The 23,389-nt window shown below is 71.1% G+C and carries 27 protein-coding genes; 11 read left to right on the plus strand and 16 right to left on the minus strand.

Translation table 11 applies throughout. From position 1 onward, the window contains the following. Window positions 1-20: 20 nt before the first annotated feature. The 7 genes from ADL15_RS28370 to ADL15_RS28395 form a co-directional block, all read right to left on the minus strand. Window positions 21-851, minus strand: coding sequence for a RecB family exonuclease (locus ADL15_RS28370; protein ID WP_083971853.1), 831 nt, complete (start codon window positions 849-851; stop codon window positions 21-23). A gap of 90 nt (window positions 852-941) precedes the next feature. Further along, complete coding sequence (locus ADL15_RS28375) at window positions 942-1,559, minus strand: MarC family protein (RefSeq protein ID WP_067697560.1); 618 nt, start codon at window positions 1,557-1,559, stop codon at window positions 942-944. A 51-nt stretch (window positions 1,560-1,610) separates the two neighbouring features. After that, window positions 1,611-2,465 (minus strand): PHP domain-containing protein, encoded by an 855-nt coding sequence (locus tag ADL15_RS28380; protein ID WP_067697670.1) that lies wholly within the window; start codon window positions 2,463-2,465, stop codon window positions 1,611-1,613. Beyond that, entirely contained in the window at window positions 2,462-3,277 is an 816-nt protein-coding gene (locus tag ADL15_RS28385; RefSeq protein ID WP_067697562.1) for a PH domain-containing protein, read from the minus strand. The genes ADL15_RS28380 and ADL15_RS28385 overlap by 4 nt, the downstream gene beginning before the upstream one ends. Before the next feature lie 9 nt (window positions 3,278-3,286). Next, window positions 3,287-3,445, minus strand: coding sequence for a hypothetical protein (locus tag ADL15_RS54495; protein ID WP_198171056.1), 159 nt, complete (start codon window positions 3,443-3,445; stop codon window positions 3,287-3,289). Between the two features lie 136 nt (window positions 3,446-3,581). Then, window positions 3,582-4,259 carry a DUF6758 family protein gene (locus ADL15_RS28390; RefSeq protein WP_307872015.1) on the minus strand — a complete coding sequence of 226 codons (678 nt, stop codon included), beginning with the start codon at window positions 4,257-4,259 and terminating at the stop codon, window positions 3,582-3,584. A gap of 60 nt (window positions 4,260-4,319) precedes the next feature. Beyond that, the gene (locus ADL15_RS28395) at window positions 4,320-4,952 is read right to left on the minus strand and encodes a TrmH family RNA methyltransferase (RefSeq protein ID WP_067697566.1); all 633 of its coding nucleotides are present in this window, start codon (window positions 4,950-4,952) and stop codon (window positions 4,320-4,322) included. A 495-nt stretch (window positions 4,953-5,447) separates the two neighbouring features. On the opposite strand from ADL15_RS28395, the gene trxA reads away from it, so the two are divergent. From trxA to ADL15_RS28410, 3 genes are all read left to right on the plus strand, one after another. Further along, window positions 5,448-5,873: a thioredoxin gene (gene trxA / locus ADL15_RS28400; RefSeq protein ID WP_067697567.1), complete on the plus strand. Its 426-nt coding sequence runs from the start codon at window positions 5,448-5,450 to the stop codon at window positions 5,871-5,873. Window positions 5,874-6,004: 131 nt separating this feature from the next. Beyond that, a complete protein-coding gene (locus ADL15_RS28405) occupies window positions 6,005-7,954 on the plus strand; it encodes an intein-containing Rv2578c family radical SAM protein (RefSeq protein ID WP_067697569.1) in 1,950 nt (649 codons plus the stop codon). A gap of 29 nt (window positions 7,955-7,983) precedes the next feature. Continuing rightward, on the plus strand, window positions 7,984-8,391 hold the full coding sequence (locus ADL15_RS28410; protein WP_067697571.1) for a CoA-binding protein: 408 nt from the start codon (window positions 7,984-7,986) through the stop codon (window positions 8,389-8,391). Between the two features lie 79 nt (window positions 8,392-8,470). Here ADL15_RS28410 and ADL15_RS28415 read toward each other — a convergent pair whose 3' ends face one another. The 3 genes from ADL15_RS28415 to ADL15_RS28425 form a co-directional block, all read right to left on the minus strand. Continuing rightward, complete coding sequence (locus tag ADL15_RS28415; protein WP_067697572.1) at window positions 8,471-9,406, minus strand: SDR family NAD(P)-dependent oxidoreductase; 936 nt, start codon at window positions 9,404-9,406, stop codon at window positions 8,471-8,473. A gap of 134 nt (window positions 9,407-9,540) precedes the next feature. Further along, entirely contained in the window at window positions 9,541-10,185 is a 645-nt protein-coding gene (locus ADL15_RS28420) for a hypothetical protein (protein WP_067697574.1), read from the minus strand. Window positions 10,186-10,339: 154 nt separating this feature from the next. After that, window positions 10,340-11,278, minus strand: coding sequence for a DMT family transporter (locus ADL15_RS28425; RefSeq protein ID WP_067697576.1), 939 nt, complete (start codon window positions 11,276-11,278; stop codon window positions 10,340-10,342). 134 nt (window positions 11,279-11,412) lie between these two features. Here ADL15_RS28425 and ADL15_RS28430 point away from each other — a divergent pair, with 134 nt between their 5' ends. Both ADL15_RS28430 and ADL15_RS28435 read left to right on the plus strand, forming a co-directional pair. Continuing rightward, complete coding sequence (locus ADL15_RS28430; RefSeq protein ID WP_067697577.1) at window positions 11,413-12,111, plus strand: HAD family hydrolase; 699 nt, start codon at window positions 11,413-11,415, stop codon at window positions 12,109-12,111. 164 nt (window positions 12,112-12,275) lie between these two features. Then, a complete protein-coding gene (locus tag ADL15_RS28435) occupies window positions 12,276-12,767 on the plus strand; it encodes a hypothetical protein (RefSeq protein ID WP_198171057.1) in 492 nt (163 codons plus the stop codon). A 30-nt stretch (window positions 12,768-12,797) separates the two neighbouring features. On the opposite strand, the gene ADL15_RS28440 is transcribed toward ADL15_RS28435, so the two are convergent. Next, entirely contained in the window at window positions 12,798-13,673 is an 876-nt protein-coding gene (locus ADL15_RS28440) for a PhzF family phenazine biosynthesis protein (RefSeq protein WP_067697581.1), read from the minus strand. A gap of 27 nt (window positions 13,674-13,700) precedes the next feature. Between ADL15_RS28440 and ADL15_RS28445 the strand changes: the two genes are divergently transcribed. The 3 genes from ADL15_RS28445 to ADL15_RS28455 are packed head-to-tail and all read left to right on the plus strand — an operon-like array spanning window position 13,701 to window position 16,693. After that, on the plus strand, window positions 13,701-14,984 hold the full coding sequence (locus ADL15_RS28445) for a magnesium transporter MgtE N-terminal domain-containing protein (RefSeq protein WP_067697583.1): 1,284 nt from the start codon (window positions 13,701-13,703) through the stop codon (window positions 14,982-14,984). Further along, window positions 14,981-15,505, plus strand: coding sequence for a DUF1003 domain-containing protein (locus tag ADL15_RS28450; RefSeq protein WP_067697585.1), 525 nt, complete (start codon window positions 14,981-14,983; stop codon window positions 15,503-15,505). Before ADL15_RS28445 ends, ADL15_RS28450 begins: the two co-directional genes overlap by 4 nt. A 45-nt stretch (window positions 15,506-15,550) precedes the next feature. Continuing rightward, window positions 15,551-16,693 (plus strand): Mrp/NBP35 family ATP-binding protein, encoded by a 1,143-nt coding sequence (locus tag ADL15_RS28455; RefSeq protein WP_067697672.1) that lies wholly within the window; start codon window positions 15,551-15,553, stop codon window positions 16,691-16,693. Window positions 16,694-16,721: 28 nt separating this feature from the next. On the opposite strand, the gene ADL15_RS28460 is transcribed toward ADL15_RS28455, so the two are convergent. Together ADL15_RS28460 and ADL15_RS28465 are read right to left on the minus strand one after the other, a co-directional pair. Beyond that, window positions 16,722-17,156 carry a Sec-independent protein translocase family protein gene (locus ADL15_RS28460; RefSeq protein WP_067697587.1) on the minus strand — a complete coding sequence of 145 codons (435 nt, stop codon included), beginning with the start codon at window positions 17,154-17,156 and terminating at the stop codon, window positions 16,722-16,724. A gap of 72 nt (window positions 17,157-17,228) precedes the next feature. Continuing rightward, a complete protein-coding gene (locus ADL15_RS28465) occupies window positions 17,229-18,497 on the minus strand; it encodes a S1C family serine protease (RefSeq protein ID WP_067697589.1) in 1,269 nt (422 codons plus the stop codon). A 253-nt stretch (window positions 18,498-18,750) separates the two neighbouring features. Here ADL15_RS28465 and ADL15_RS28470 point away from each other — a divergent pair, with 253 nt between their 5' ends. Further along, window positions 18,751-19,359: an O-methyltransferase gene (locus tag ADL15_RS28470; protein WP_067697591.1), complete on the plus strand. Its 609-nt coding sequence runs from the start codon at window positions 18,751-18,753 to the stop codon at window positions 19,357-19,359. On the opposite strand, the gene ADL15_RS28475 is transcribed toward ADL15_RS28470, so the two are convergent. Both ADL15_RS28475 and ADL15_RS51830 read right to left on the minus strand, forming a co-directional pair. After that, window positions 19,336-20,757 carry a leucyl aminopeptidase family protein gene (locus ADL15_RS28475; RefSeq protein ID WP_067697593.1) on the minus strand — a complete coding sequence of 474 codons (1,422 nt, stop codon included), beginning with the start codon at window positions 20,755-20,757 and terminating at the stop codon, window positions 19,336-19,338. The two genes, ADL15_RS28470 and ADL15_RS28475, sit on opposite strands and share 24 nt — an antisense overlap. Before the next feature lie 77 nt (window positions 20,758-20,834). Continuing rightward, window positions 20,835-21,002, minus strand: coding sequence for a DUF3117 domain-containing protein (locus tag ADL15_RS51830; protein WP_014694782.1), 168 nt, complete (start codon window positions 21,000-21,002; stop codon window positions 20,835-20,837). Between the two features lie 273 nt (window positions 21,003-21,275). Here ADL15_RS51830 and ADL15_RS28480 point away from each other — a divergent pair, with 273 nt between their 5' ends. Together ADL15_RS28480 and ADL15_RS28485 are read left to right on the plus strand one after the other, a co-directional pair. Continuing rightward, window positions 21,276-22,061: a PaaX family transcriptional regulator gene (locus ADL15_RS28480; RefSeq protein WP_067697595.1), complete on the plus strand. Its 786-nt coding sequence runs from the start codon at window positions 21,276-21,278 to the stop codon at window positions 22,059-22,061. 27 nt (window positions 22,062-22,088) lie between these two features. Next, a complete protein-coding gene (locus ADL15_RS28485) occupies window positions 22,089-22,877 on the plus strand; it encodes an enoyl-CoA hydratase-related protein (protein ID WP_067697597.1) in 789 nt (262 codons plus the stop codon). Here ADL15_RS28485 and ADL15_RS28490 read toward each other — a convergent pair. Next, the gene (locus ADL15_RS28490) at window positions 22,874-23,386 is read right to left on the minus strand and encodes a hypothetical protein (protein ID WP_067697599.1); all 513 of its coding nucleotides are present in this window, start codon (window positions 23,384-23,386) and stop codon (window positions 22,874-22,876) included. The genes ADL15_RS28485 and ADL15_RS28490 overlap by 4 nt on opposite strands. Window positions 23,387-23,389: the final 3 nt, after the last annotated feature.

A 23,389-nucleotide genomic window follows, 5' to 3' on the forward strand; every position in this document is an offset into this window, starting at 1 on the left:
CGGCTGGTCGTCAAGAACGGTCAGGAATCCGCGCCCAGGTGCTCCACCGCGGCCCACGGCTCCTTCCCGGTCACCCCGGCCCCCGCCGGGCAGGACTTCCGGAAGTCACACCACGCGCACAGCGACCCCGGATTGGTCGGGAACGCCTCGTCCGCGTCCCCGCCGGCGGCCACCGCCTTCTCCGCGGCCATGATGTCGGCCGCGGTCTCCTCGGCCCGGCGCACCTGCCGGGCCAGCGACTCCTCGGTGTGCTCGTGCGCCGCCACCGTCCCGGTCGGCAGGTGGTGCAGCTCGACCCGGTAGCACGGCCGGCGGAACACCCGCTGCGCCGCGTACGCGTACAGCGCCAGCGCGTGGGACCCGCGGGCGTCGTCGGCGTCCAGCCCGGTCCGCCCGGTCTTGTAGTCGACGATCACCGCCTCCGGGCCCTCCTCGCCCATCCGCCCGTCGATCCGGTCGGCGCGCCCGTTCAGCGCCAGCACCGAGGTCTTCGCGGCCACCACCCGCTCGACGCCGAGCGGCTCGTCGGCCGGGTCGAGGGTCGCCGTGTAGGTGTCCAGCCAGCCGAGCGCCCGTTTGTACGCCGCGCGCTCGAGCTCGACGTCGCGATAGCCCTCACGGACCCAGGTGCTCTTGAGCAGCTTCGGCACGGCGTCACGCTCGCGCCGCTCGACCGGCAAGGCGTACCAATTCTTCATCGCGGTGTGCACGCTGGCGCCGAGCGAATTGTGCGCCCAGGGCGGGCCCTTGGGTGGTGACGGGCGGTCGACGTAGGAATATCGGTACCGCCGGGGGCAGTCCAGGTATGCCCCGAGCTTGCTCGGGGTGCAGACGAAGAGGCGCTCGGGCATGCCGGCGAAGCCGAGTTGCTCGGGAACGGCGGCACGGTTCCTGATGGGGGGCACGGGACAATCCTGCCAGCACCCCCCGACAGAACCGTCTCAGAGCCGGGGCGCGTAAAGCTGCACGAAGGCGAAGATGGCGTCCGCGATGAGCTGGACCGCGATCGCCGCGAGCAGCAGACCGGCGATCCGGGTGAGCACCTCGATGCCGGCCGGGCGCAGCAGCCGCACGATCAGCCCGGAGAAACGCAGCACCAGCCAGACCGTGGCCATCACAGCCAGGACCGCGCCGCCCAGGATGAGGTATTCGTCGGCGCTGTGCGCCCGCTGCACGAAGAGCATGGTGGCGACGATCGCGCCCGGGCCGGCCAGCAGCGGCGTGCCGAGCGGGACCAGGGCCACGTTGCTGGTGCCGGCCGCATCGGTCGGCTCGTCGGTCTTGCCGGTGAGCAGCTGCAGCGCGACGAGCACGAGCAGCAGGCCGCCGGCCGCCTGCAGGGCCGGGAGCTGCACGTGCAGGTAGTCGAGCAGGGTCTGCCCGGCCACCGCGAAGCCGATGATCACACCGAGGGCGAGCAGCACGGCCTGGGTGCCGGCCCGGTTGCGGGCCTTCGCCGGCATGGCGCCGGTGAGTGCGAGGAACACCGGGACCATGCCGGGGGGATCGACGATCACCAGCAGAGTCACGAAGAACTCGCCGAACAGCTTCAGATTCACCCGATCAAGGTAGGTGTCCGGGCTGCTCCGCGCAGGCTGGTGCGTCGATAGTCACCCGAGCACGGGCACACCGGTGGCCGCGGCGACGATTTTGTCGTACACCTCGGGTGCCGTGACGAACGCGCCGAGCTGGACCGTCTTGTGCGTACCGTGAAAGTCGGAGGATCCGGTGACCACCAGGCCGAGCCGGTCCGCCAGCGCCCGGATCTCTTCCCGCTCCGTGGGGGAATGATCCTCGTGGTCGGCTTCCAGTCCGAAAAGGCCCACATCGGCCAGCGCCACGATCAACTCGTCCGGAACCACCCGCCCACGCTTGGTCGCCCGCGGATGCGCGAAGACCGGCACCCCACCGGCCGCACGCACCGCCGCCACCGCCTCAAAAACATCAAGATCCGCTTTTGGTACGAAGTACCGCGCGCCCAGCCACCTCGACGCGAACGCCTCGGTCACGCTGGTGACCAGTCCGGCCCGGATCAGCGCCTGCGCGATGTGCGGACGCCCGACCGAGCCACCGGCGGCGTACCCGTACACCTCGGCCCAGGTGATCGGCACGCCGTCGGCCCGCAGTTTCTCCACGATCTTCTCGCCGCGCTGCTCCCGGTCCACGCGCAGTCGTCGCATCGACTCGGCCAGCGCGGGCTCCGCCGGATCGAACAGGTACGCCAGCAGGTGCAGCGAGATCGACGGCTCCGCCCCGTGCCAGCGGCAGGACAGCTCGGCACCGCGGACCAGGCGCAGACCGTCCGGCCGCGCGGCGGCGGCGTCGGCCCAGCCACCCGTGGTGTCGTGGTCGGTGATCGCCATGACCTCGAGCCCGGCTTCGGCGCCGGCCCGGACCAGATCGGCCGGGGCCAGCGTGCCGTCGCTGGCGGTGGAGTGGCAGTGCAGATCGATCCGGCTGCTCAGGCGTCGTCTCCCTCGTCGTCCTTGCCCAGCCGGGCCTCGACCGCCTGCGGCTCGTACATCTCCTCGACCACGCGGAGATACAACTCGTTCGGGTTGGGCAGGTGTTTGACCTCGCGCAGCGCCTGGTCCTGACCGGCCGACTCCAGCACGAACGTGCCGTAGCTGAGCATCCGGCCGAGGGCGGACTGCTCGTACTTCATGTCGGTGACCCGGAGCAGCGGCATCATCGCCACCTTGCGGGTGACGATGCCGTTGACCACCATCACCCGTTTGTTGGTCAGGATGAAGCGGTCGAAATACCAGTCGAAGACCTTCCAGGCGACCCAGCTGATCACGCCGAGCCAGATCAGCACGGCGACGGTGACCATACCGTCCACACCCTGCTTGGTCAGGAAGCCGGCCAGGTAGCCGAGCAGCAGCGTGGCGCCGGCTCCGACACTCAGCGGCAGCGACAGGTGGATCCAGTGCCGTTTCCACTCACCGCGATAGCGCTCGGTGGGGAACAGGTAGCGGGCGACCAGGGTGGTCGGCTCGTCCTCGAGGGGGAGGAAGCGGCGCGGACCACCGGAGCGGTCGAGCCCTTCCAGCTCCTCCTCGGTGAAGATCGGAGCCTCGTACTGCTCGGGATCCTCGTAGTCGTCGGCACGCCGTGCACCCTGGGTGAACCGGGCATCGTCCGGATAGGTCTCGGCTCGTGTCCGACCAGGATCAGTGTCGTCCATGGCCGGGTCCTGAAACCGGAAGTCCTCATCGTCGTCCCGAGAGCGCCGGGCGCCCTCGCCTCGCGGGTCGCGCGGCTCACCAGGATCCATAGAGAGATGCTATGCGACGAGGGAGGTGAAGAAGGTGCCGAAGCCTCGTGCGATGTCCGCGATCGTGCCTCCGAGTGACTCGAAGACAGCGGCGGCAGATCTCGGGTTGAAGGCGATAAAGAAGATCAAGAACGCAATACCAAGCCAGGTGAGAACCTTCTTGATCATGGCGGACCTTCTCCTCTGAGGCGGGTGACTAACAGCGCCGCGGCAGTACTGACGGTATCAGCTTCGTCGCTTCGTGTGAACAAAGTGCCCAGATCGCCGATTGCGGCGGGCGGGTGTTTCACCCTCGGACGAGGGATCACACACGACCGTGCAGATAGGGCGAGGGCGCCCCGAACACCAACTCGGGCGGCACTCCCTCGGAGAGGTCGTGCAGGACGACATGCTCCGCGAGGAGATAGCCCGCGCTTGCCGGCCACGCTACCGCATAGAGCCAGATTCCTTTGGCCTCACTCACGTACGCGCTTCGATCTTCCGGTGACTTGACACACCAGAGTGGAGTCGGGTGACCGCCCACTTTGATCTTCGCGTGCGGGCCGCTCCCGGCACCCCGCGCCGAGAGCGACTCGGAGAGCAGATAGCCCGGGTCGATGCCGGCGATGCCGGCGAACCGGTTGCCGAGACCGACACCCGGCTGCTCGGCGATGAAGACCAGATCGGCCGGACCACCGCCGAGCGGCTCCGGGCCGCTGCAGGCGACCGTGGTGGCCCGCACCCCGGATCGGTCGTCGCCGGCCCAGCCCACCCCGGTGACGGTCCACCCGGGCGGCAACGGCCAGGGAGCCCAGAGCGGCATCCGCTCCGCGCCGGCCGACGCCGATTCCCGCAGCACCGTGCCGACGATCTCCGCGCTGATGTGCTCGGCAACGTGGAAAGGCGGAACGTCGCCACAGTCGTCGCAGCGCCAGTTGCTGTGCATCAGGTCCGGCTTGCGGACCTGACCAGCACATCTGGGGCAACTCACAGTGACACCCACACTCCATACCGTGCGGGTCCCGGCAGCCGCCGTCAAGCGGATCGGCAGAACCGCCAAAGGTCAAGAGGGCGGCGGCCCGGCGTGCGCCCGGATCCAGGCGTGCATCGCGATCCCGCTGGCCACTCCGGCGTTGATCGACCGGGTGGAGCCGTACTGGGCGATCGAGAACAGCTGCGAGCAGGCACCGCGTGCCGCGTCGGAGAGGCCCGGCCCCTCCTGCCCGAAGAGCAGCACACAGCGCCGGGGCAACGTGACGGTCTCCATCGGCCGCGAGCCGGGCAGGTTGTCGATGCCGATCACCGGGATCCCGGCGCCGGCCGCCCAGCCCACGAACTCCTCGATCGTCGGGTGGTGCCGGACGTGCTGGTAGCGATCGGTGACCATGGCGCCGCGGCGGTTCCACTTGCGCAGGCCCACGATGTGCACCTCGGCGGCGAGGAACGCGTTGGCGTTGCGGACCACCGTGCCGATGTTCAGGTCGTGCTGCCAGTTCTCGATCGCGACGTGGAATTCGTGACGCCTGGTGTCCAGGTCGGCGATCACCGCGTCGCGGCTCCAGTACCGGTAGCGGTCCACCACGTTGCGCCGGTCACCGAGTTCCAGCAGCTCGGGGTCGTAGCGGTCGCCGGCCGGTCGCTCGCCCGGCCAGGGGCCCACGCCGACCTCGGTGGATTCGTCCTCGCCCACGGTCATGGGGCGTTAGGCTACTCATCCGGCTGCCCGGGGCCATGGTCACCCGGCGCGCGGCACGGGATCCCGCGGAATGTCCCCGAAACGACAGGGGACGCAATGAGCGGCGGGGCCCTCCCCGGCACCCGCCGCCCACGCTCTGTTGGGACAGATTTTGCCTTACCGTCCGTATCCATGTGAAGGACTTTCAGATGTGACCCAGGTCACATTTAACTTTGTTAACCATTACTTTTGTCGCTTGGTCTCGTTCCCATGGGGGATGCGCCGCCTGGGCAAATACCCCAGATGGCGTGATCATGGATAGATCCCCCGGCAGGTCCGTGTCGGCAAAATGACACCGGTCGCCTACTATCAGTTACGATATTGACTCTCAGGTCGCTGAAGACCGTCTCGCGCCGAAGGTGCCGTAGGACACGTGTCGCGGCCCCAGGAGCGGGAATGGTGAACAGGTACCCGGAGTTTCACCCGACGAAAGCGATTCCCGCAGACGGAGGCATCATGGCGACAGTTGCGCTGACCGCAGCGAACTTCGACGAGGTCACCAGCAAGGACGGCATCGTCCTGGTGGACTTCTGGGCCAGCTGGTGCGGGCCCTGTGTGCGTTTCGCGCCGACCTACGAGCGTTCCTCGGAGAAGCACTCGGCGATCACCTTCGGCAAGGTGGACACCGAGGCCGAGCAGGCTCTGGCGGCCAAGTTCGACATCCGGTCAATCCCGACGATCATGGCGATCCGCGACGGCATCGTGGTGTTCGCGCAGCCTGGCGCGCTCCCCGAGTCGGCTCTGGAGAGCCTCATCGAGAAGGTCGAGCAACTCGACATGACCGAGGTGCGCGATCAGGTCGCGGCGCACAAGAAGACGCACGACACCAAGGCACCGAGCACCGAGGAGCCCGCCCGCGCCACCAGTGGCGCGACGAGCTGACCAGCTGAAACAAAGGCCCGCAGACCGGTTCCGGTCCGCGGGCCTTTTGCTGTCCGCCGCCGTACGCCGTCCGTGTCCGCGGTCGGCGGAAGCGGTGGACAGCGACTCGTACGTGTGTTCGAATATCCGCCATGCGATGGTCTCACCTGTCGGCTCCGACCGGCGACGGCGCGCTCCCGGACGGGGCGGCGGCAACGGCTCCTCCCCTGCCGCTGGCGCTGCCCGGCGCGACCGTGCGCACCTTCGACACCCCCGGGTTCGCCGGCATGACGTTCTACGAGATCCGCGCCAAGTCGCTGATCAACCGGGTGCCCGGCGCCTCCCGCGTGCCGTTCGAGTGGACCGTGAACCCCTATCGCGGCTGCTCCCACGCCTGCACGTACTGCCTGTCCGGTGACACCCCGATCCTGCTCGCCGACGGGTCCACCCGGCCGCTCGCCGAGATCCGCCCGGGCGACTCGGTGCTGGGCACGATGGGCGCCGGCCCGCACCGGCGGTATGTGCCGACCACCGTGCTCGACCACTGGGCCACCAGCAAGCCGGCGTTCCGGGTCACCCTGGCCGACGGCACCCGGCTGGTCTCCAGCGGCGATCACCGGTTCCTCACCGACCGCGGGTGGCGGCACGTCAGCCCGAGCCGGCCGCACCAGCCGGCCCTCGCGATCGGCGACCTGATGTCCGGGGTGGGCCGGTTCGCCGACCCGCCCAAGGAGTCCCCCGACTACCAGGCCGGTTTCCTCTGCGGCCTGCTCCGCGGGGACGCCGCCGGCCGGATCGGCCGCGAGGGCGACTCCTGGATCCGCGCCGACGGCTATCTGCACGACGTCTCCCTGCCGGAGGCGCTGCGCTGGCCCGAGCTGCCCTCCGGCGACTGGTTCCGGGGCTTCCTGGCCGGCGCGTTCGGCGCGGTCGGGCGCTGCGAGCGGCTCGCCGTCGTCTTCGAGAGCCCCGACCGGATCTACCTCCGCTGGATCACCGAGGCGCTCACCCACCTGGGCCTGACCAGCCGGACCCCGGCCCGCAGCCGGTCCGGCCGGTCCGGCGGGGCGGATGCCGGCCGGGTGGAGACCGGGCGCGACCTCTGGTCGGCGCTGCGCTTCCGGCACCTCACCGGCGTGCTGGACGCCCCGCTCGACGCGTCCGGTGTCGGGGTCCGCGGCGACCGCCGGCTCACCGTCGTCGACATCGAGGACCTCGGCCTCACCCTGCCGCTCTTCGACATCTCCACCGGCACCGGCGACTTCATCGCCGACGGCGTGGTCAGCCACAACTGCTTCGCCCGCAGCACCCACCAATACCTCGACCTCGACGCCGGCCGCGACTTCGACACCCGCATCGTGGTGAAGGTGAACGCCGGCGAGCTGATCCGCCGCGAGCTCGCCGAGCCCCGCTGGTCCGGCGCCCCGATCGCGATGGGCACCAACGTCGACGTCTACCAGCGCGCCGAGGGCCGCTACCGGCTGATGCCGGAGATCCTGGCCGCGTTGCGCGACCACGCCAACCCGTTCTCGATCCTCACCAAGGGCACGCTGATCCTGCGCGACCTGGAGCTGCTCCGGCAGGCCGCCGAGGTGACCCGGGTCAGCCTGGCCTTCTCGATCGGCTTCCTGGACGAGCAGGTGTGGCGCTCCGCCGAGCCGGGCACGCCCAGCCCCGGCCGCCGGCTCGACGCCGTCCGCCGGCTGACCGACGCCGGTTTCGCGGTCGGCGTCCTGCTGGCCCCGATCCTGCCCGGGCTGACCGATTCCGAGGAGTCGCTCGACGCGACGGTCGCCGCCGTCGCCGCGGCCGGTGCCACGAGCGTCACCCCGATCCCGCTGCACCTGCGCCCCGGCGCCCGGGAGTGGTATGCGTCCTGGCTGGCCCGGGAGTATCCGCGTCTCGTCCCCCGGCATCGCGAGCTGTTCGCCGGCGGCGCCTATTCACCGCGGCGCTATCAGGACGAGCTCGCCGCCCGGGTCCGGATGGCCGCCCGGCGCCACGGCCTGCACCGCCCCACGCCGGCCGAGTTCCGCACCCTGCCCGACCCGGCCGGGCCCGCACCGGCCGCACCCCGCGCCGACCAGCTCACGCTGCTGTGACCCCACCCGCGCCTGGCTAGAGTCGGTGTATGCGTACTGCTCAGCAGATCCTGGCCGAGGCGAACGTGATCGCGGTGGTCGGCGCGTCACGGGATCCGTTCAAGCCCGCGCACGCGGTGCCGTTGCAGATGCTGCGACACGGCTGGCGGATCATCCCGGTCAATCCGTACGTCGATGAGGTCTTCGGGGTGAAGACGGTCCCGACCCTGGCGGACCTGGCGGAGCCGGTCGACCTGGTGGACGTCTTCCGTCCGTCGCGGGAGGCGGCCGAGGTGGTGCGCCAGGCGGTGGCGATCGGGGCGCCCGCGGTGTGGCTGCAGAGCGGCATCTTCTCGGCCGAGGCCCGGAAGATCGCCGAGGAGGCCGGCATCGACTACGTCGAGGACAGCTGCCTCGCCGTGGAACGCGCCCGCGGCAACCTCACCAAGAACACCTGACGCTGACCGAAGCGTGCGCGTGACCGGGAGCGGTCAGGCCGGGCCCGTCGGAGCGGCCCCGGCCTGAGACCGGCACGGATCAGCGGAACTGGGCCTCGCGCACGCTGTTCCCGCCGTCCACGACAAGCATCTGCCCGGTGATGTAGGACGCGGCCGGCGAGCAGAGGAACGCCACCGCCGCCGCGACCTCGTCCGGCGTGCCGGGGCGACCGATCGGCGTGCCCAGGCCCTGCTTGATCTCGGTCACCGTCGAGGCCGCCGTGTAGATCGTCCCCGGCGCCACGCAGTTCACGTTGACCCCGTCGGCGACCAGTTCCATCGCCAGCGCCCGGGTCAGCCCGACCACGCCGGCCTTGGCCGCCGCGTAGGCCGCCTCGGTGGGCAGCGCGTTCACCGGGCCGGCGGTGGCCGCGAGGTTCACGACCCGGCCCCAGCCGCGCTCCGACATGCCGCCGATGAACGCCCGGCTGCACAGGAACGCCGTGCTCAGGTTCCGATCGATTTCGGCCTTCCACTCGTCCAGGGTCAGCTGGGCGACCGGGCGGAGCACCTCCGGGCTGGCCCGGCTCGCCAGGCCGGCGTTGTTCACCAGCACCTCGACGTCGCCGAGCTGGTCGATGATCGCGTCGGCCAGCGCGCCCACCTCGGCCTCATCGGTCAGGTCGGCGACGAAGCCGGTGACACCCAGCTCGGAGGCGCGGTCGTGGATCCGGCGGGTGGTGGACACGATCGCCACCCGGGCGCCGAGGTCACGCAGTCGGCGCGCGGTCGCGTACCCGATACCGTCCGGGCTTCCCGCGCCGGTCACCAGCGCGACCTTCCCATCCAAACGCATGGTCACCGCAGCCTCCGCACTCGCTTCCTCGAACTCCGCCTCGACCACCTCGGCCGTGATCTCGACCGGCCGGTCCGGATCACTGCCAGGCACGCCGGACCGTGGTGGCCGGCTGTCAGCCGGACGGGTGGCGTCACGCCGCGAGGGGCTGCCGCCGGTGGAACGGGCGTCGAAGACCATGCGGCGATCCTGCCCGCTCCCGGAGGCGGGGGCAAACATCTGCGTCACCGTGGCGTAATCGGCGGCCCGCCGCCGCGGAACGCCGCACCGGCGGCCCGCGACTCACCGAGCCGATTTTCCGGCACGCCGGTAATTCAGCGACCCGGTTCCGGAGAATTGATCCGTGTGCTGGTCAGCGGGGTGACCGGACCCTCCTCGACGAAGACCAGCGGCGCCTCGTCGCCGTAGTGCGCGGGCAGTGCGACGCGGGCCAGATCCACGTCCCGGGTGCCGATCTCGACCCCGGCGCCGTCATGACGACTCCCCACGGTGACGATCCGCACTCCACGGGCGGACCAGTACGCCAGGTCGGCGACCACCCGATCGTGCCACTCGCCGAGTTCGGTGACGGCGTGCGCGGCGTCCCGTACGACGATGCAGTTGTTGCCGGCGGTCTGCCGCAGGAAATCGTCGAACCCGGCCGCGGCGGACGGCACGCGATAGACGATCGCCCGTACCCGAAGCTGATCCACCTCGAGCCCGGCGAAGCTGGCGGCGAACCGCGTCCGCCCGGCCTGTTCGATCTGTTCCATCGCCGCGCGCAGCGGCGCCGGCGTGACCGGCATCCGGACCCCGCCGACCTCGGTGTGCTCCGGTGCCCGGCTGAACTCGCAGCCGGCCGTCCGCCACCCACCGACCCGGCCGCTCGCCTCCGCCTCGCCGGCGCTGTCCGGTTCCGCACATCCGCCGATCATGAGCAGTCCGACGAGGAGCAGCCGGCTGAGCCGTACCCGATGCATCGCATCTCCCCTCAATACCGTGCCCGCTCGAACCTCGCCACTCGTGCAACGACGCGGCCGGGTTCCCCAGTGACGGCTCAGATGTCAGCAAAACCCCGCAAAAACGACAGCCGTCACCGTTTCCCCAAACCCCAACCCTTCGGGGTACGGATGATCAGGTCGGCAGCGACTCCCGCACCCGGGCGGCCCGGGTGGAACGCGCCGCGCCGACGATGACCACCGCCACGCCGGCCAGCAGCAGCGACAGCCCCGGCAGGGTGCCCGGGCGCGGGACCTGACCCAGCCAGAGCCAGGCGAGCAGCGCGGCGCCCGGCACCTCGAGCAGGATCAGGACGCTGACCGTGGTCGCCGAGGTGTGCTGCAGCGCGTAGTTGAACATCGAGTGGCCGAGCAGCTGCGCACCGGCCACCAGCCCGAGGATCGCGGCCCAGGCCTGCGGCGGATACCCGGTCAGGTCGACACCCCCGGCCAGGCAGACGACGAGCAGCAGCACGGCGCACACGCCGTAACAGATCCAGGTGTACGTCGTGGTGCTCAACGCCACCCGGGCCTGCTCGCCGAGCGCCGTGTAGACCGCCGCGAAGATCGCGCCGAGCACGGCCAGCGCGTCGGCCAGCACGGCCTGCCCGGACACCCCGACGTCGGCGCCGGTCGCCCAGGCCGCACCGGCCACCGCCAGCACGATGCCGACCCAGCCGGCCGCCGACGGGCGCCGCCCCTGCCACGCCGCGATCAGGCCCTGCCACACCGGCTGGGTGGCGACCAGCGCGGTCGAGGTGGCCACCGTGCCGAGCTGCACGCTCGGCATCCACGTACCGAAGTGCGCGGCCAGCGCCACCCCGGCGAGCAACGCGAACATCCCGGCCCGGCGGCGCGAACCGCGGATCGTGTCACGCACCTCGGCCCGGCGCGGGCCGAGCGCGACCGGGGTGAGCGCCACCGACGCCAGCCCGTTGCGCCAGAACGCGACAGCCAGCGCCGGCGCCGCCGCGAACGCGATCAGCGGCGCCGACGAGGAGACCGCGCAGACCGCCACTGCCAGCGCCAACACCGTGAGCGGGGCGATCGGTTGCCCTGATGAGCGCATATTCATCACCGGCCGTCGCTTCTTGCACAGCCCAGCAGGGGTGTTTGCCACTGTCGGTTGGCGGACAGTGACGGAATCGCTACAGTCACCGACGGCCCCATGGCCATTTTCATCCCTCGATGCCCCGGAGGCCGATTTCCATGCCCGCATACCGCGCGGTGGTATTCGACTTCTTCGGCACCCTGACCCGCTCGGTGCAGCGCGGTCCTCAGCACGCGGCCATCGCCCGGGCGCTCGGCGCCGACCCGGAGACGATGGTCGGCGTCCTGGATCGCACGTTCCGGGCCCGGGCCTGCGGCCGGTACGGCTCGGCCGAGGCCACCCTGCGCTTCGTCATCGAGCAGTCCGGCGGCCGGCCCCGTCCCGGCGCCATCCGGGCGGCCATGCCGGCCCGCGTCGACGCGCTCCGCGCCGACACCCGGCTCCGCGCCGACGCGGTCAGCGCGCTCACCGCGATCCGCGACCGCGGTGTGCGCACGGCACTGATCAGCGACTGCACCCACGAGCTACCCGCCTTCCTGCCCGGGCTCCCGGTGGCGCCGTTGCTGGACGCCCAGATCTTCTCCGTCGAGCTGGGCGTCTGCAAGCCGGACCCCCGGATCTACCTGGCCGCCTGCGAGCGGCTCGACGTCCACCCGGAGGAGTGCCTGTACGTCGGCGACGGCGGCAGCCACGAACTGACCGGCGCGGCCGCGGTCGGCATGACCCCGGTCCGGCTGGCCGCCCTGGACCTCGCCGATCACCTTGTCTTCGACGCCGACACCACGTTCACGGGCCGCACCGTCCGCTCCCTGACCGAGGTCCTGACCCTGCTAGACCACGCCCCCGCCCTGGTCTAACCCCGCCCAACCACCTGCGTGGGGACTTTGGGTGCGCAGCGCACCGCAACTTCACACACAACGCCGCGCAACCACCAGCGTGGGGAGTTTGAGTGTGGAGGGCGCTGGAACTTCGCACGTGAGCTTGGTGCTGCTTCAGCGTGGGAGCGTGGGAGGATGGCGCGGTGACGGGTGTGCTGGACGAGGCGATCAAGAAGGCGGCGATCGCCTGGATCTCGACGGGTGACGGCCCCGCCTACGCCCTGTGGTGCATGCCGGTCGAGCTGTCCCTCGCCGTGATCACCGGTCCCGGCGAGCAGTACGCCCCGGGCCTCGCCGACGCGAAAACGGCGACCGTCCGGCTCCGCGGCGACCACGGCGGCCTGATCGTGTCGACCGAGGCCACGGTGACCCGGCTCGACCCGCAGGGCCCGGAGTGGGCGGAACTCGCCCCGCAACTCGCCGGCAAACGGCTGAACGCCTCCGGCACCGCCGCCGAGGTGGCCGCCCGCTGGGCCGTCGCGGACTGTGCGCTGCTCGTCATCGCCCCGGCGGTGGACACCCTGGTCGCCGCGCCGGACCTGCCCGCCGAGTCGGCCGCCGCACCGCCCCGGGAAACCCCGGCCCGGGTGGCCACCCGCAAACCGTTCCGCCTGCACAAAGTCGTCCGGCGCTGACCTGACGCCGATCAGCCGGCCGGAAGGCGATCAGCCGATGAACGGGGGAACCGCGATCTTCCCCGTCGCCACCGGAAAGACGTGCCCGCTCACCGTCGCCCCGGTCGCCACGCCCCCGGCCGCGCTCACCGTGCAGCTCAACAGCGACGGCCGCTTCATCTCCAGGCCCTGATGCACCCGGTACGACGACAGACCGTCCCCCGGCAGCCACCCCGCACCGACCAGCCACACCCCGAGCCCGAGCGCCGCCGATCCGGTGGCCGGGTCCTCCCACACCGCGTCACCGGGTACGAACACCCGCGCGTGCGCCTCCCCGCTCTCCCACGAGAACACGGTCAGCCCGGTCACCCCGAGCCGGGCCGCTGCCGGCACGTCCAAGTGGACCCCGGCCAGCGCGGATCGTCGTACCGGAAGAAACGTCCAGTCCAGCCCGCAGCCCGCCTCGCGCGGAACAGCGGACGGTGACCCGGCGAACGCCGAGGCAGGCAGGCCGGCGATCTCCAGCAGGCCGGCCGGGTCGATCGGGTCGCCGAGCCGGGGAGCGGCGCCGGTGAGCGTGGCCGCGCCCGCGGCGGTCACGTCGAGCGGCAGCAGCCCCGCGCCGCACTCCTGCACCACCCGTCCGGGTGCGAACCGGCCCTGCCGCATCAGCGTCACCGCGGTGCCGACGCTGGGATGGCCGGCGAACGGCAGCTCGGCCGAGGCCGTGAAGATCCGGATCCGGTACGTCGCGCCGGGCTCGGTCGGTGGCAGCACGAACGTGGTCTCGGCCAGGTTGAACTCCCGGGCCAGCGTCTGCATCTGATCGGTGGCCAGATGCTCGGCTCCGAACACCACCGCGAGCGGATTGCCGGCGAACGGCCGATCCGTGAACACGTCGACTATCTCGTAGGCCACGGTGGACATGTCCGGACCCTAACCTAATCTGGGGCTGTGACCATGGGGACGAGGGTTTATCTGGCCCGCTTGGCCGGCCTGCCGGTGTTCGACCCCAACGGAGACCGGGTGGGGCGGGTCCGCGACGCGGTCGTCCGGCTGCGCACCACGAACCGCCCGCCACAGATCGTCGGCCTGGTGGCGGAGATGGCGCTGCGCCGGCGCATCTTCCTGCCCGTCGGCCGGATCACCAGCATGGATTCCGAGGCGGTCGTGCTGGCCAGCGGCGCGCTGAACCTGCGCCGCTTCGAGAAGCGGCCGAACGAGCTGCTGGCGCTGGAGGACCTGCTGGACCGCCGGGTCACCGTGGTGCCGGAGCAGGAGGGCGGCGAGGAGAACGACGCCGTCGTGGTCGACATCGGCATGGACCTGAACCGCAACACCGAGTGGATGGTCACCCGGGTGGCGGTCCGCGCGCACACCGGCCGGCTGGCCCGGCGCGGCCACATCTACCAGGTGGAGTACAACCGGGTCCGCGGCCTGGTCGGCCCGACCGACACGCAGGGCACCTCGAACCTGATCGCGCTGCTGGAGCAGATGCGCCCGGCCGACATGGCGAACGCGCTGCAGGACCTGCCGGACGCCCGCCGCAACGAGGTGGCCGCCGCGCTGGACGACCGCCGGCTCGCCGACGTGCTGGAGGAGCTGCCCGAGCACGACCAGGTGGAGATCCTGATCCAGCTGGACCGGGAGCGGGCCGCCGACGTGCTCGAACGGATGGACCCGGACGACGCGGCGGACCTGCTCGCCGAGCTGCCGAAGACCGAGCAGATCGTGCTGCTGGACCTGATGGAGCCGGAGGAGGCCGCACCGGTACGCCAGCTGATGAGCTACCGCCCCGGCACCGCGGGCAGCGTGATGACCTCGGAGCCGGTGATCCTCACCCCGGACGCGACGGTCGCCGAGGCGCTGGCCCGGATCCGTGAGCCGGAGCTGTCCCCGGTGGTGGCCGCGCAGGTGTTCGTGGCCCGGGCGCCGAGCGACACCCCGACCGGGAAGTACCTCGGGATGGTGCACTTCCAGCGGCTGCTCCGGGAACCGCCGTCCACCATCGTGGGCGGCCTGGTGGACAGCGGGATCGAGCCGCTGCGACCGCACCTCACCCTGCACGAGATCACCCGGCGGATGGCGACGTACGACCTGGTCGCCATGCCGGTGGTCGACGGCACGCACCGGCTGCTCGGCGCGGTCACGGTGGACGACGTGCTGGACCACTCGTTGCCGCGTGACTGGCGGGACCGGGACGCCGACGCCCACGAGGACGAGGATCTCGAGCCATGAGCGAGGCACGGCGGGACCGTTTGGACCAGCCGCGGGAGCCGGGGCGGGTCCGGCTGCCGAAGTTCGATCCGGAGGCGTTCGGCCGGTGGTCGGAGGGCATCGCCCGGTACATGGGCACGGCGAAGTTCATCGTCTACATGACCGTGGTGATCGGCGCCTGGTTCGCGTGGAACACGATGGCGCCGGACCGGATGCGGTTCGACCCGTACACGTTCACGTTCCTGACGCTGGTGCTGTCGTTGCAGGCGTCGTACGCCGCCCCGCTGATCCTGCTGGCGCAGAACCGGCAGGCCGACCGGGACCGCCTGATCATGGAAGAGGATCGACGCCGGGCGGCGATGCAGAAGGCCGAGACGGAATACCTGGCCCGCGAGATCGCGGCGCTGCGGATCGCTCTCGGTGAGGTCACCACCAGGGATTTCCTGCGCAACGAGCTCGTCCGGCTGGCCGATGAACTGGACGAGGCGGCGCATCGGCGGGAGAAGCGGGCGCGTATGGAGTGGGAAGAGGACCACCCCTGACCTCGGCCCCTGACCTCGATATCGCCTCGACGTAGCATGGGCGTCATGTCCGCACCAGCCGCAACTCTCGAGGACGCGATCCAGGCTGCTCTGGCGACCGTCGACGACCCTGAGATCCGCCGCCCGATCACCGACCTCGGCATGGTCAAGGGCTTCACCGTCAGCGATGGCCTGGTCCGGGTCGATCTGCTGCTCACCGTCGCCGGCTGCCCCCTGCGGGACAAGCTGACGAACGACATCACCGCCGCGGTCACCAAGGTCCCCGGGATCACCACCGTGGAGATCGACTTCGGGGTGATGACCGAGGAACAGCGCAAGGCGCTGCAGACCACGTTGCGCGGTGGCGGCACGGAGGAGCCGGTCATCCCGTTCGCCCAGCCCGGCTCCCGGACCAGGGTGTACGCAGTGGCCAGCGGCAAGGGCGGGGTCGGCAAGTCGAGCGTCACGGTGAACCTGGCCGCCGCGCTCGCCAAGCGGGGCCTGTCGGTCGGCGTGGTCGACGCGGACATCTACGGCCACTCGGTGCCGCGGATGCTCGGCGTGGACAGCAGGCCCACCCGGGTCGAAGACATGATCATGCCGCCGCAGGCACACGGCGTGAAGGTGATCTCGATCGGCATGTTCACCTCCGGCAACGCCGCGGTGGTGTGGCGCGGCCCGATGCTGCACCGCGCGCTGCAGCAGTTCCTCGCCGACGTCTACTGGGGCGACCTGGACGTGCTGCTGCTCGACCTGCCGCCGGGCACCGGTGACGTCGCCATCTCGCTGGCCCAGCTGCTGCCGAACGCGGAGATCCTGGTGGTCACCACGCCGCAGATGGCGGCCGCCGAGGTGGCCGAGCGGGCCGGCGCGATCGCGCTGCAGACCCACCAGCGCCTGGTCGGCGTCGTGGAGAACATGTCCTGGCTGGAGCTGCCGGACGGTTCCCGGATGGAGGTCTTCGGCGCCGGTGGCGGCGAGACCGTCGCCGCGTCGCTGACCAAGACGGTCGGTGCGCGGGTGCCGCTGCTCGGGCAGATCCCGCTGGACACCCGGGTCCGGGAGGCCGGTGACGCCGGCACCCCGATCGTGCTGGCCGAGCCGGAGTCGCCGGCCGCGAAGGCACTCGACGCCATCGCCGATCAGCTGGCGATCCGCCGCGAGTCCCTGGTCGGCAAGCCCCTGGGCCTGCTGGTCAATACTAAGTAACCGGCTCCGCTTCGCTCCGCAGCAATTCTTACGTAGCGTCGAGGTCGAAGCGCTGCGCCGGTCGGGGAGTCTCGACCGGCGCGGTGTTTTGCACCGCCGGGGCGCTGGCGCCCTTGAGACCCGAGGCCCTGATGCCGGCGGCGGTCTCGTTCAGCTCGCTCTTGACCCCGTTCAGGTCCTGCTTCACGTCGTCGAAGAGGCTCTGCAGCGGCTTGCGGATCGCCTGCTCGTCATCCTCGCTGAGCAGGTGCTTGCGGATGAACGCCTTCGGGTGCAGGTCCTCGAGCTGGATGTCGGTGCCCAGCTCCTTGCTCAGGTCCGTGGTCGCGTTCTGCGCCATCGCCCGCAGGCCGCGCAGCATCCGGAGCCCATCCCCGATGACCTTGGGCAGGCGTTCCCCGAAGATCAGCAGCGCGAGCAGGAGCAGCGCGCCGATCTCCCACCAGTTCAGATTCTCGAACACGAGTGGCCCTCCTGAAGCGTCCGGGAGCCAGCGTACGCACGGAGTCTGTGCCCGGACACCCCACCCGGTTCGTTAGTTCGTCACCGCGGCCAGCGTCACCGAGGCGGACTGGGTCTTGGTACCCCGGCGGTACTCCACCGCGACCACCGCGCCGGGGGCGTGCTTGCGGACCAGAGCGATCAGATCGGTGCCGTCCTGGAGCGGGTGCCCGTCCAGCTTGGTGAGCACGTCACCGGCCTTCAGACCGGCTGCGGCGGCCGGGCCGGCCGGTTCCACCGAGCGCAGCTTCGCGCCGCCGGTGCCGGTGCCGCCGCCACTGACCTCGGCGCCGATCACGGTCCGGCGGGCCTTGCCGGTGTCGATGATGTCCTGGGCGATCCGCTTGGCCTGGTTGACCGGGATGGCGAAGGCGAGACCGATGTTGCCGGCCTCGGTCTCGGTGCCGCCCACCGAGCGGATCACCGAGTTCACCCCGATCACCTGACCGGCCGCGTTCACCAGCGGGCCACCGGAGTTGCCCTGGTTGACCGCGGCGTCGGTCTGGATGGCCGCGTAGTAGCGGGTGGTGCCGCCGGACTCGCCGGCCTCGATGGTGCGGTCCAGGGCGCTGACGATCCCGTACGTCACGGTGTTCTCCAGCGCGAGCGGTGAACCGAAAGCGAGCACTGAGTCACCGACCGCGATGGCGTCCGAGTCGCCGAGCTCCACCGGGGGCAGCCCGGACTTTGCGACTTTGATCACGGCGATGTCCGATTCCGGCGCCCGCCCGACCAGCTTCGCCGACGCGGTGGAGCCGTCGCTGAAGGAGACCGACATGGTCTCGCCGGCGCCGTCCACGACGTGATCGTTGGTGATCACGTAACCGTCCGCGGAGACCACGAAGCCGGAACCGATCGCGCCGGTCACGTGCACCGTGACGACGCTGGGCTGGACCCGCTCGGCCACGCCGGCCAGCGAATCCGGTGCCCGGTTGACCGACTGCGGCGCCTCCTGGCCGGACGCGCCGAGGGTGGTGCCACCACCGGTGACATACCCCCCGCGGACCGCGAAGACAAACCCGAGGGTGCCACCGATACCGCCGGCCAGCAGGGCGGTGACCAGGCAGATCAAAAGAATCGGAGTGTACGACCGGCGCGGCGCGTCCGGGTCCGGGATCGGATCCAGGGCCGGCCCGCCGGTGGGCGCGGGTGGAGGCAGCACGACCGCGGACGGAGCCTGCGGGTCACGCCAGGGATCGTTCAACGCGTCGGTCCACCAGGGCGACCCGTACGGCGGCTGCTGCTGCCCGCCGGGCACAGAAGACGCCATGGGTGGCCGGCGCCAGTTCCCGCCGTCGGTCACGTGGGGCCTCCAGTCATCGTTCGCCCGGCTCCGTGTCCAGGATGACACGGATCCGTGGCACCGTGCCGTCCAGCCGTGACCCGGGAGTCCCTACTGGGCTGTTTATCCATCGACAGCACCGTGCATCACGGGTAGTCATCGCTCTACTCTCTTATCCGATGTGCGTGGTTGTACCGCGACATCGCCCCTTGCCGCACGGAGGTTCGTCATCATCGGTCCCGCCCGCTCCTTCGGTCAGACCCCGGGCCACTCCATGCCGTTCGCCGAGACCTACGCGACCGAGGACCCGATCCTGCAGACCGCCCGTTCGCTCGCGCACGAGCTCGGCCTGCCCTGCATCTCGCCCGGCGCCGGCTCGGTGCTGTGCCTGCTGGCCGCGGCGGGCAACGCCAAGGCGGTGGTCGAGATCGGCACCGGCACCGGGGTGAGCGGCATCTGGCTGCTCCGCGGCATGCGCCCGGACGGGGTGCTCACCACCATCGACGTCGAGCACGAGCATCAGCGGATCGCCCGCCGGGTGTTCGTCGAGGCCGGTTTCGCGCCGGGCCGGACCCGGATCATCAGCGGCCGCTCCCTGGACGTGCTGCCCCGGCTGGCCGACGGCGCGTACGACCTGATCTTCGTGGACGCGGACACCACCGAGTTCGCCGCGTGCACCGAGGCGGCGCTGCGGCTGCTGCGCCCGGGCGGCGTGCTGATCGTGAACGGGGTGCACGCCGGCGGCCGGATCAACGACCCGGCCGCCCGTGACGTGGACACCCTGACGATCCGCGAGACGGTGAAGGCGATCCGCGAGTCCGAGGACTGGACTCCCGCCGTCATCTCCTCGGGCGCCGGGTTACTGGCCGCCGTCAAGCGCTGAGAGATAGCGGATCAGGGTGCGGGCGCCCCAGCCGGTGGCGCCCTTGGTCAGCTCGAGGTCGTGGTCGGCGGCCCAGGCCGGCGCGGACATGTCCAGATGCGCCCAGGACGCCACGTCGCCCATGAAGTCGCGCAGGTAGAGCGCGGCGACCAGGGAGTGCACCTGGGTCGGTGAGCTGTGCCGGTCGGCGATGTCGCTGCGCAGGTACTCGACGTAGTCGCCGGGCAGCGGTAGCCGCCACATCCCCTCGCCGGCCGCCTTGCCCGCGGTCTCCAGCCGGCCGGCCAGCGCGTCGTCCGGGCTGTACAGCGCGGCGGTGCGCTTGCCCAGCGCGACGGCGTTCGCACCGGTCAGGGTGGCCAGCACGATCATCGTGTCGGGCGCCAGCCGGTCGGTGGCGTAGTTGAGCGCGTCGGCGAGCACCAGCCGGCCCTCGGCGTCCGAGTTGGTGGTCTCGCTGGTGGTGCCGTCGTAGTGCCGGATCAGGTCGCCGGGCCGGAACGCCGCCGCACCGATCGCGTTCTCGGCGAGCGGCAGCAGCGCGGTCACCCGGACCGGCAGCTCCAGCTCGGCGGCGGCGAGCGTGGCGGCGAGGACCGCGGCCGCACCGCCCATGTCCTTCTTCATCAGCCACATCGACTCGCGCGGCTTGATCGAGATGCCGCCGGTGTCGAAGGTGATGCCCTTGCCGACCAGCACCACGTGCCGCGGGGAGGCCACCGACGGCGGCGTCCAGGACAGCTCGACGAAGCGGGGCGGTGTCACCGAGGCGCCACCGACCGCCCGCAGGCCGCCGAACCGGGCCAGCTCGTCACCGGCCAGCACGGTCACCGACAGGCCGGCGATCCCGTCCGCGGCGGCGACCACCTGGTCGGCGAACCACTCCGGGTTCTTCGTCGAGGGTGGCGTGTTGGTCAGGTCGCGGGCCAGCCAGGTGGCGGTCGCGGTGGCGCGGGCCAGGGCCAGGCTCCGGTCGTACCGGAAAGGGGTGGCAGTGACCAGCTCCACCTGCCCGGACCGGGGGGCGAGCGGCGCGTCGCGATAGCGATAGCCGCCCATCCAGAGGCCTTCGGCGAGGCCGCGCAGCGCGGCCTCGGACAGATCGGACGGCAGCCGGACCTGAGCCGTCTCGTCGTCGGTGAGCGACCGGACGATCGCGGCGCCGGCGGCACGCCAGCCGGCCTCGTCGCGGTCCCCGGCACCGGCCAGCAGAACGCGGCCCGGACGGCGCAACGGGCGGGGCAGGACGGTGATCTCACCGGCCTTCTCGGCGCCGGGCGTGACCGCCGTCAGCGCGGCCGCCTCGGCGCCCACATCGCCTGGTGGCAGGTCGTCGCCGACCGGTATCACCCAGGTGCGGGAGTCGTCGAGCTCGGCAGTCAACCGGATAGCAAACACGGGAGGATGACCTTTCCGTAAGACGTGGAAAGCCCGCCGGTACGGGCGGTACCGTACCGGCGGGCTCGCGTGAAACGTCAGCCGGCGATCGACTTCAACGCGTCACCCAGCGCGCTGGCCTCGTCCGGGGTCATCTCCACGACGAGACGGCCACCACCCTCCAGCGGGACGCGCATGACGATGCCACGCCCCTCCTTGGTGACCTCCAGCGGACCATCGCCCGTCCGCGGCTTCATCGCCGCCATCTTGTCTCCCCTCAGACCTACGTCAGGGTCGGTGGGTTACCCCACAGCCACTTGCTCCTGGAATGCCAGCAGCCTCGTCACGTGCTCAGCCCCACATGACGCGGTGCTCGTTTCCGACCGGCGGCCGTACAGGCCGTTTCACGTCCTCACGCAATGCGGCCCACCGTGCCGATCAAACATTTTCCCTGATGAACACCGGCGAACCCAAACCCAGCCCGGGCGGATGTGACAGCATCTAGCATATCGCCTTTCTGGCTGTCACAATGTGCGGTCATGCAGGCGCGGTCCGCTCTCTTCGACCTGTACGGCGACTACCTGCGAACCCGGGGCTCCCGGGCACCGGTCGCCGCCCTCGTCCGGCTGCTCGCTCCGCTGGACATCGCGGCCCCCGCAGTGCGTACCGCGGTGTCGCGAATGGTGCGACAGGGCTGGTTACACCCCCTGCGGATGGCCTCCGGCGCCGGCTATCTGCTCACACCGAAGGCGGCCCGGCGACTGGACGAGGCGTCCGCCCGGGTGTACCGAACCGGCCGCGGCGGCTGGGACGGGCGCTTCGATCTGATCCTGATCCGTGACCAACCGCTGACCCGCCGGGACGCCGAACGGCTCACTTTTCTCGGCTACGCGACGCTCGGTGACCAGGTCTGGGTCGCGCCCCGCGCGTCGGACGAGGTGGAAACCGTGCTCCAGGAGGCCCAGGCCGGGTACGAACGGTTCAGCGCCGCGCACACCGCCGGTTCCGCCGGAGCCGCCGCGATCGTCGGCAAGGCCTGGGACCTGGACCGGATCGGGCGGTCGTACCGGGAGTTCGAGGAGGAATTGCGGCCGGTCGTGAAGGCGGTCACCGCACGCAGTTCGGACGAGGAGGCGTACGCCGCCCGGTTCCGCCTGGTGCACGCGTGGCGCTCGTTCCTGTTCCACGACCCGCAGCTGCCCACCGCACTGCTGCCGCCGGGCTGGCCGGGCATCCGCGCGGCCGCGTTCTTCGACAAGCACGCCACCCGGCTGCGGCCGGCCGCCGATCGCTACGTGGAACGCTGCCTGCACCCGGGTCGATAGAAGCGCTCATGTGGGATTCTCAACCCCATGACCGACGTCCTCCTCGTCGACCGCACTGACGCGGTCGTCACACTGACCCTGAACCGCCCCGACGCGATGAACTCGTTCACCGTGGACCTCAAGGAAGCCCTCCGGGACACCCTGGCCGAGCTCGAGACGGACCGGTCCTGCCGGGCGATCGTGCTGGCCGGCGCCGGTGGGGCGTTCTGCGGCGGGCAGGATCTGCGCGAGCACGCGGAACTGCTGGGCAAGGGCGCCACCGACCTGGACACCGTCCGGGTGCACTACAACCCGATCGCCCAGCGGCTGTCCAGCATGCCGAAGCCGGTGGTCGCGGCGGTGCGCGGGATGGCGGCCGGCGCGGGCGCGTCGCTGGCCATGCTCGCCGACTTCCGGATCGGCGGGCCGAAGACGTCGTTCCTGATGGCGTTCGCGAACGTCGCGCTGGCCGGCGACAGCGGGATCTCCTGGTCGCTGCCGCGGATCGTCGGGCACGCCCGCGCGGTCGAGCTGCTGCTGCTGGCCGAGCCGGTGCGCGCCCAGCGGGCGTACGAGATCGGCCTGCTCACCCGGCTGCTCGAGGACGACGAGCAGGTGCTGCCGGTGGCTCAGGAGCTGGCCGCGCGGCTGGCGGCCGGCCCGACCGTGGCGTACGGCGCGATCAAGCGGGAGCTGTCGATCGGTGACGCCGGCACGCTCTCCGACGCGCTCGCCGCCGAGGCGCAGGCCCAGGCGATCTGCGGGGCCACCGCGGACCACAAGAACGCGGTCGAGGCCTTCGTCAACAAGCGCAAGCCGGTCTACGAGGGCCGCTAGTCCTCGTCCTCGTCGTCTTCCTCGGGGTCCTGGTTCGCCTCGACCCCGAGGACGAACGCCTGCATCGCCAGCTCGTCACCGGACGGCCAGACGTAGGTCGGCAGCTCCCGGGGGCCCAGCTCGTTCACGTGTGACCAGAACTGCCGGACCGCCTCGGCCGGGCCGGTCGCCTCGATCGGCATCGCGACGCTGACCAGCCAGCTCCGCTTCGGCTGCGCCCGGGAGAGCCGGTCGGCGTAGCGCCGGAAGTCGGCCTCGGCAACCGGGCCGCCGGTCGCGGCGGGGAACGGGATCGGCTCGTCGAAGGCCCGTCGCTGGTACGCCAGCGCGAGGTACTCGCCGGCCTTCTCCACCCGGGCCAGCCCCACCACGTTCCCGTCGGCGATCAGCAGGGCCTCGTCACCGGCGGCCGCGCCGGCCGGGCCGCCCCGCACCACCACGACGTCCTGCTGGAACAACCGTTCCGTCGCCCACTGCTCCGAATCAATGATCACCGACCACTGCGCCATGTC

The sequence above is a fragment of the Actinoplanes awajinensis subsp. mycoplanecinus genome (assembly GCF_001509495.1).
Classification (GTDB): Bacteria; Actinomycetota; Actinomycetes; order Mycobacteriales; family Micromonosporaceae; genus Actinoplanes; species Actinoplanes palleronii.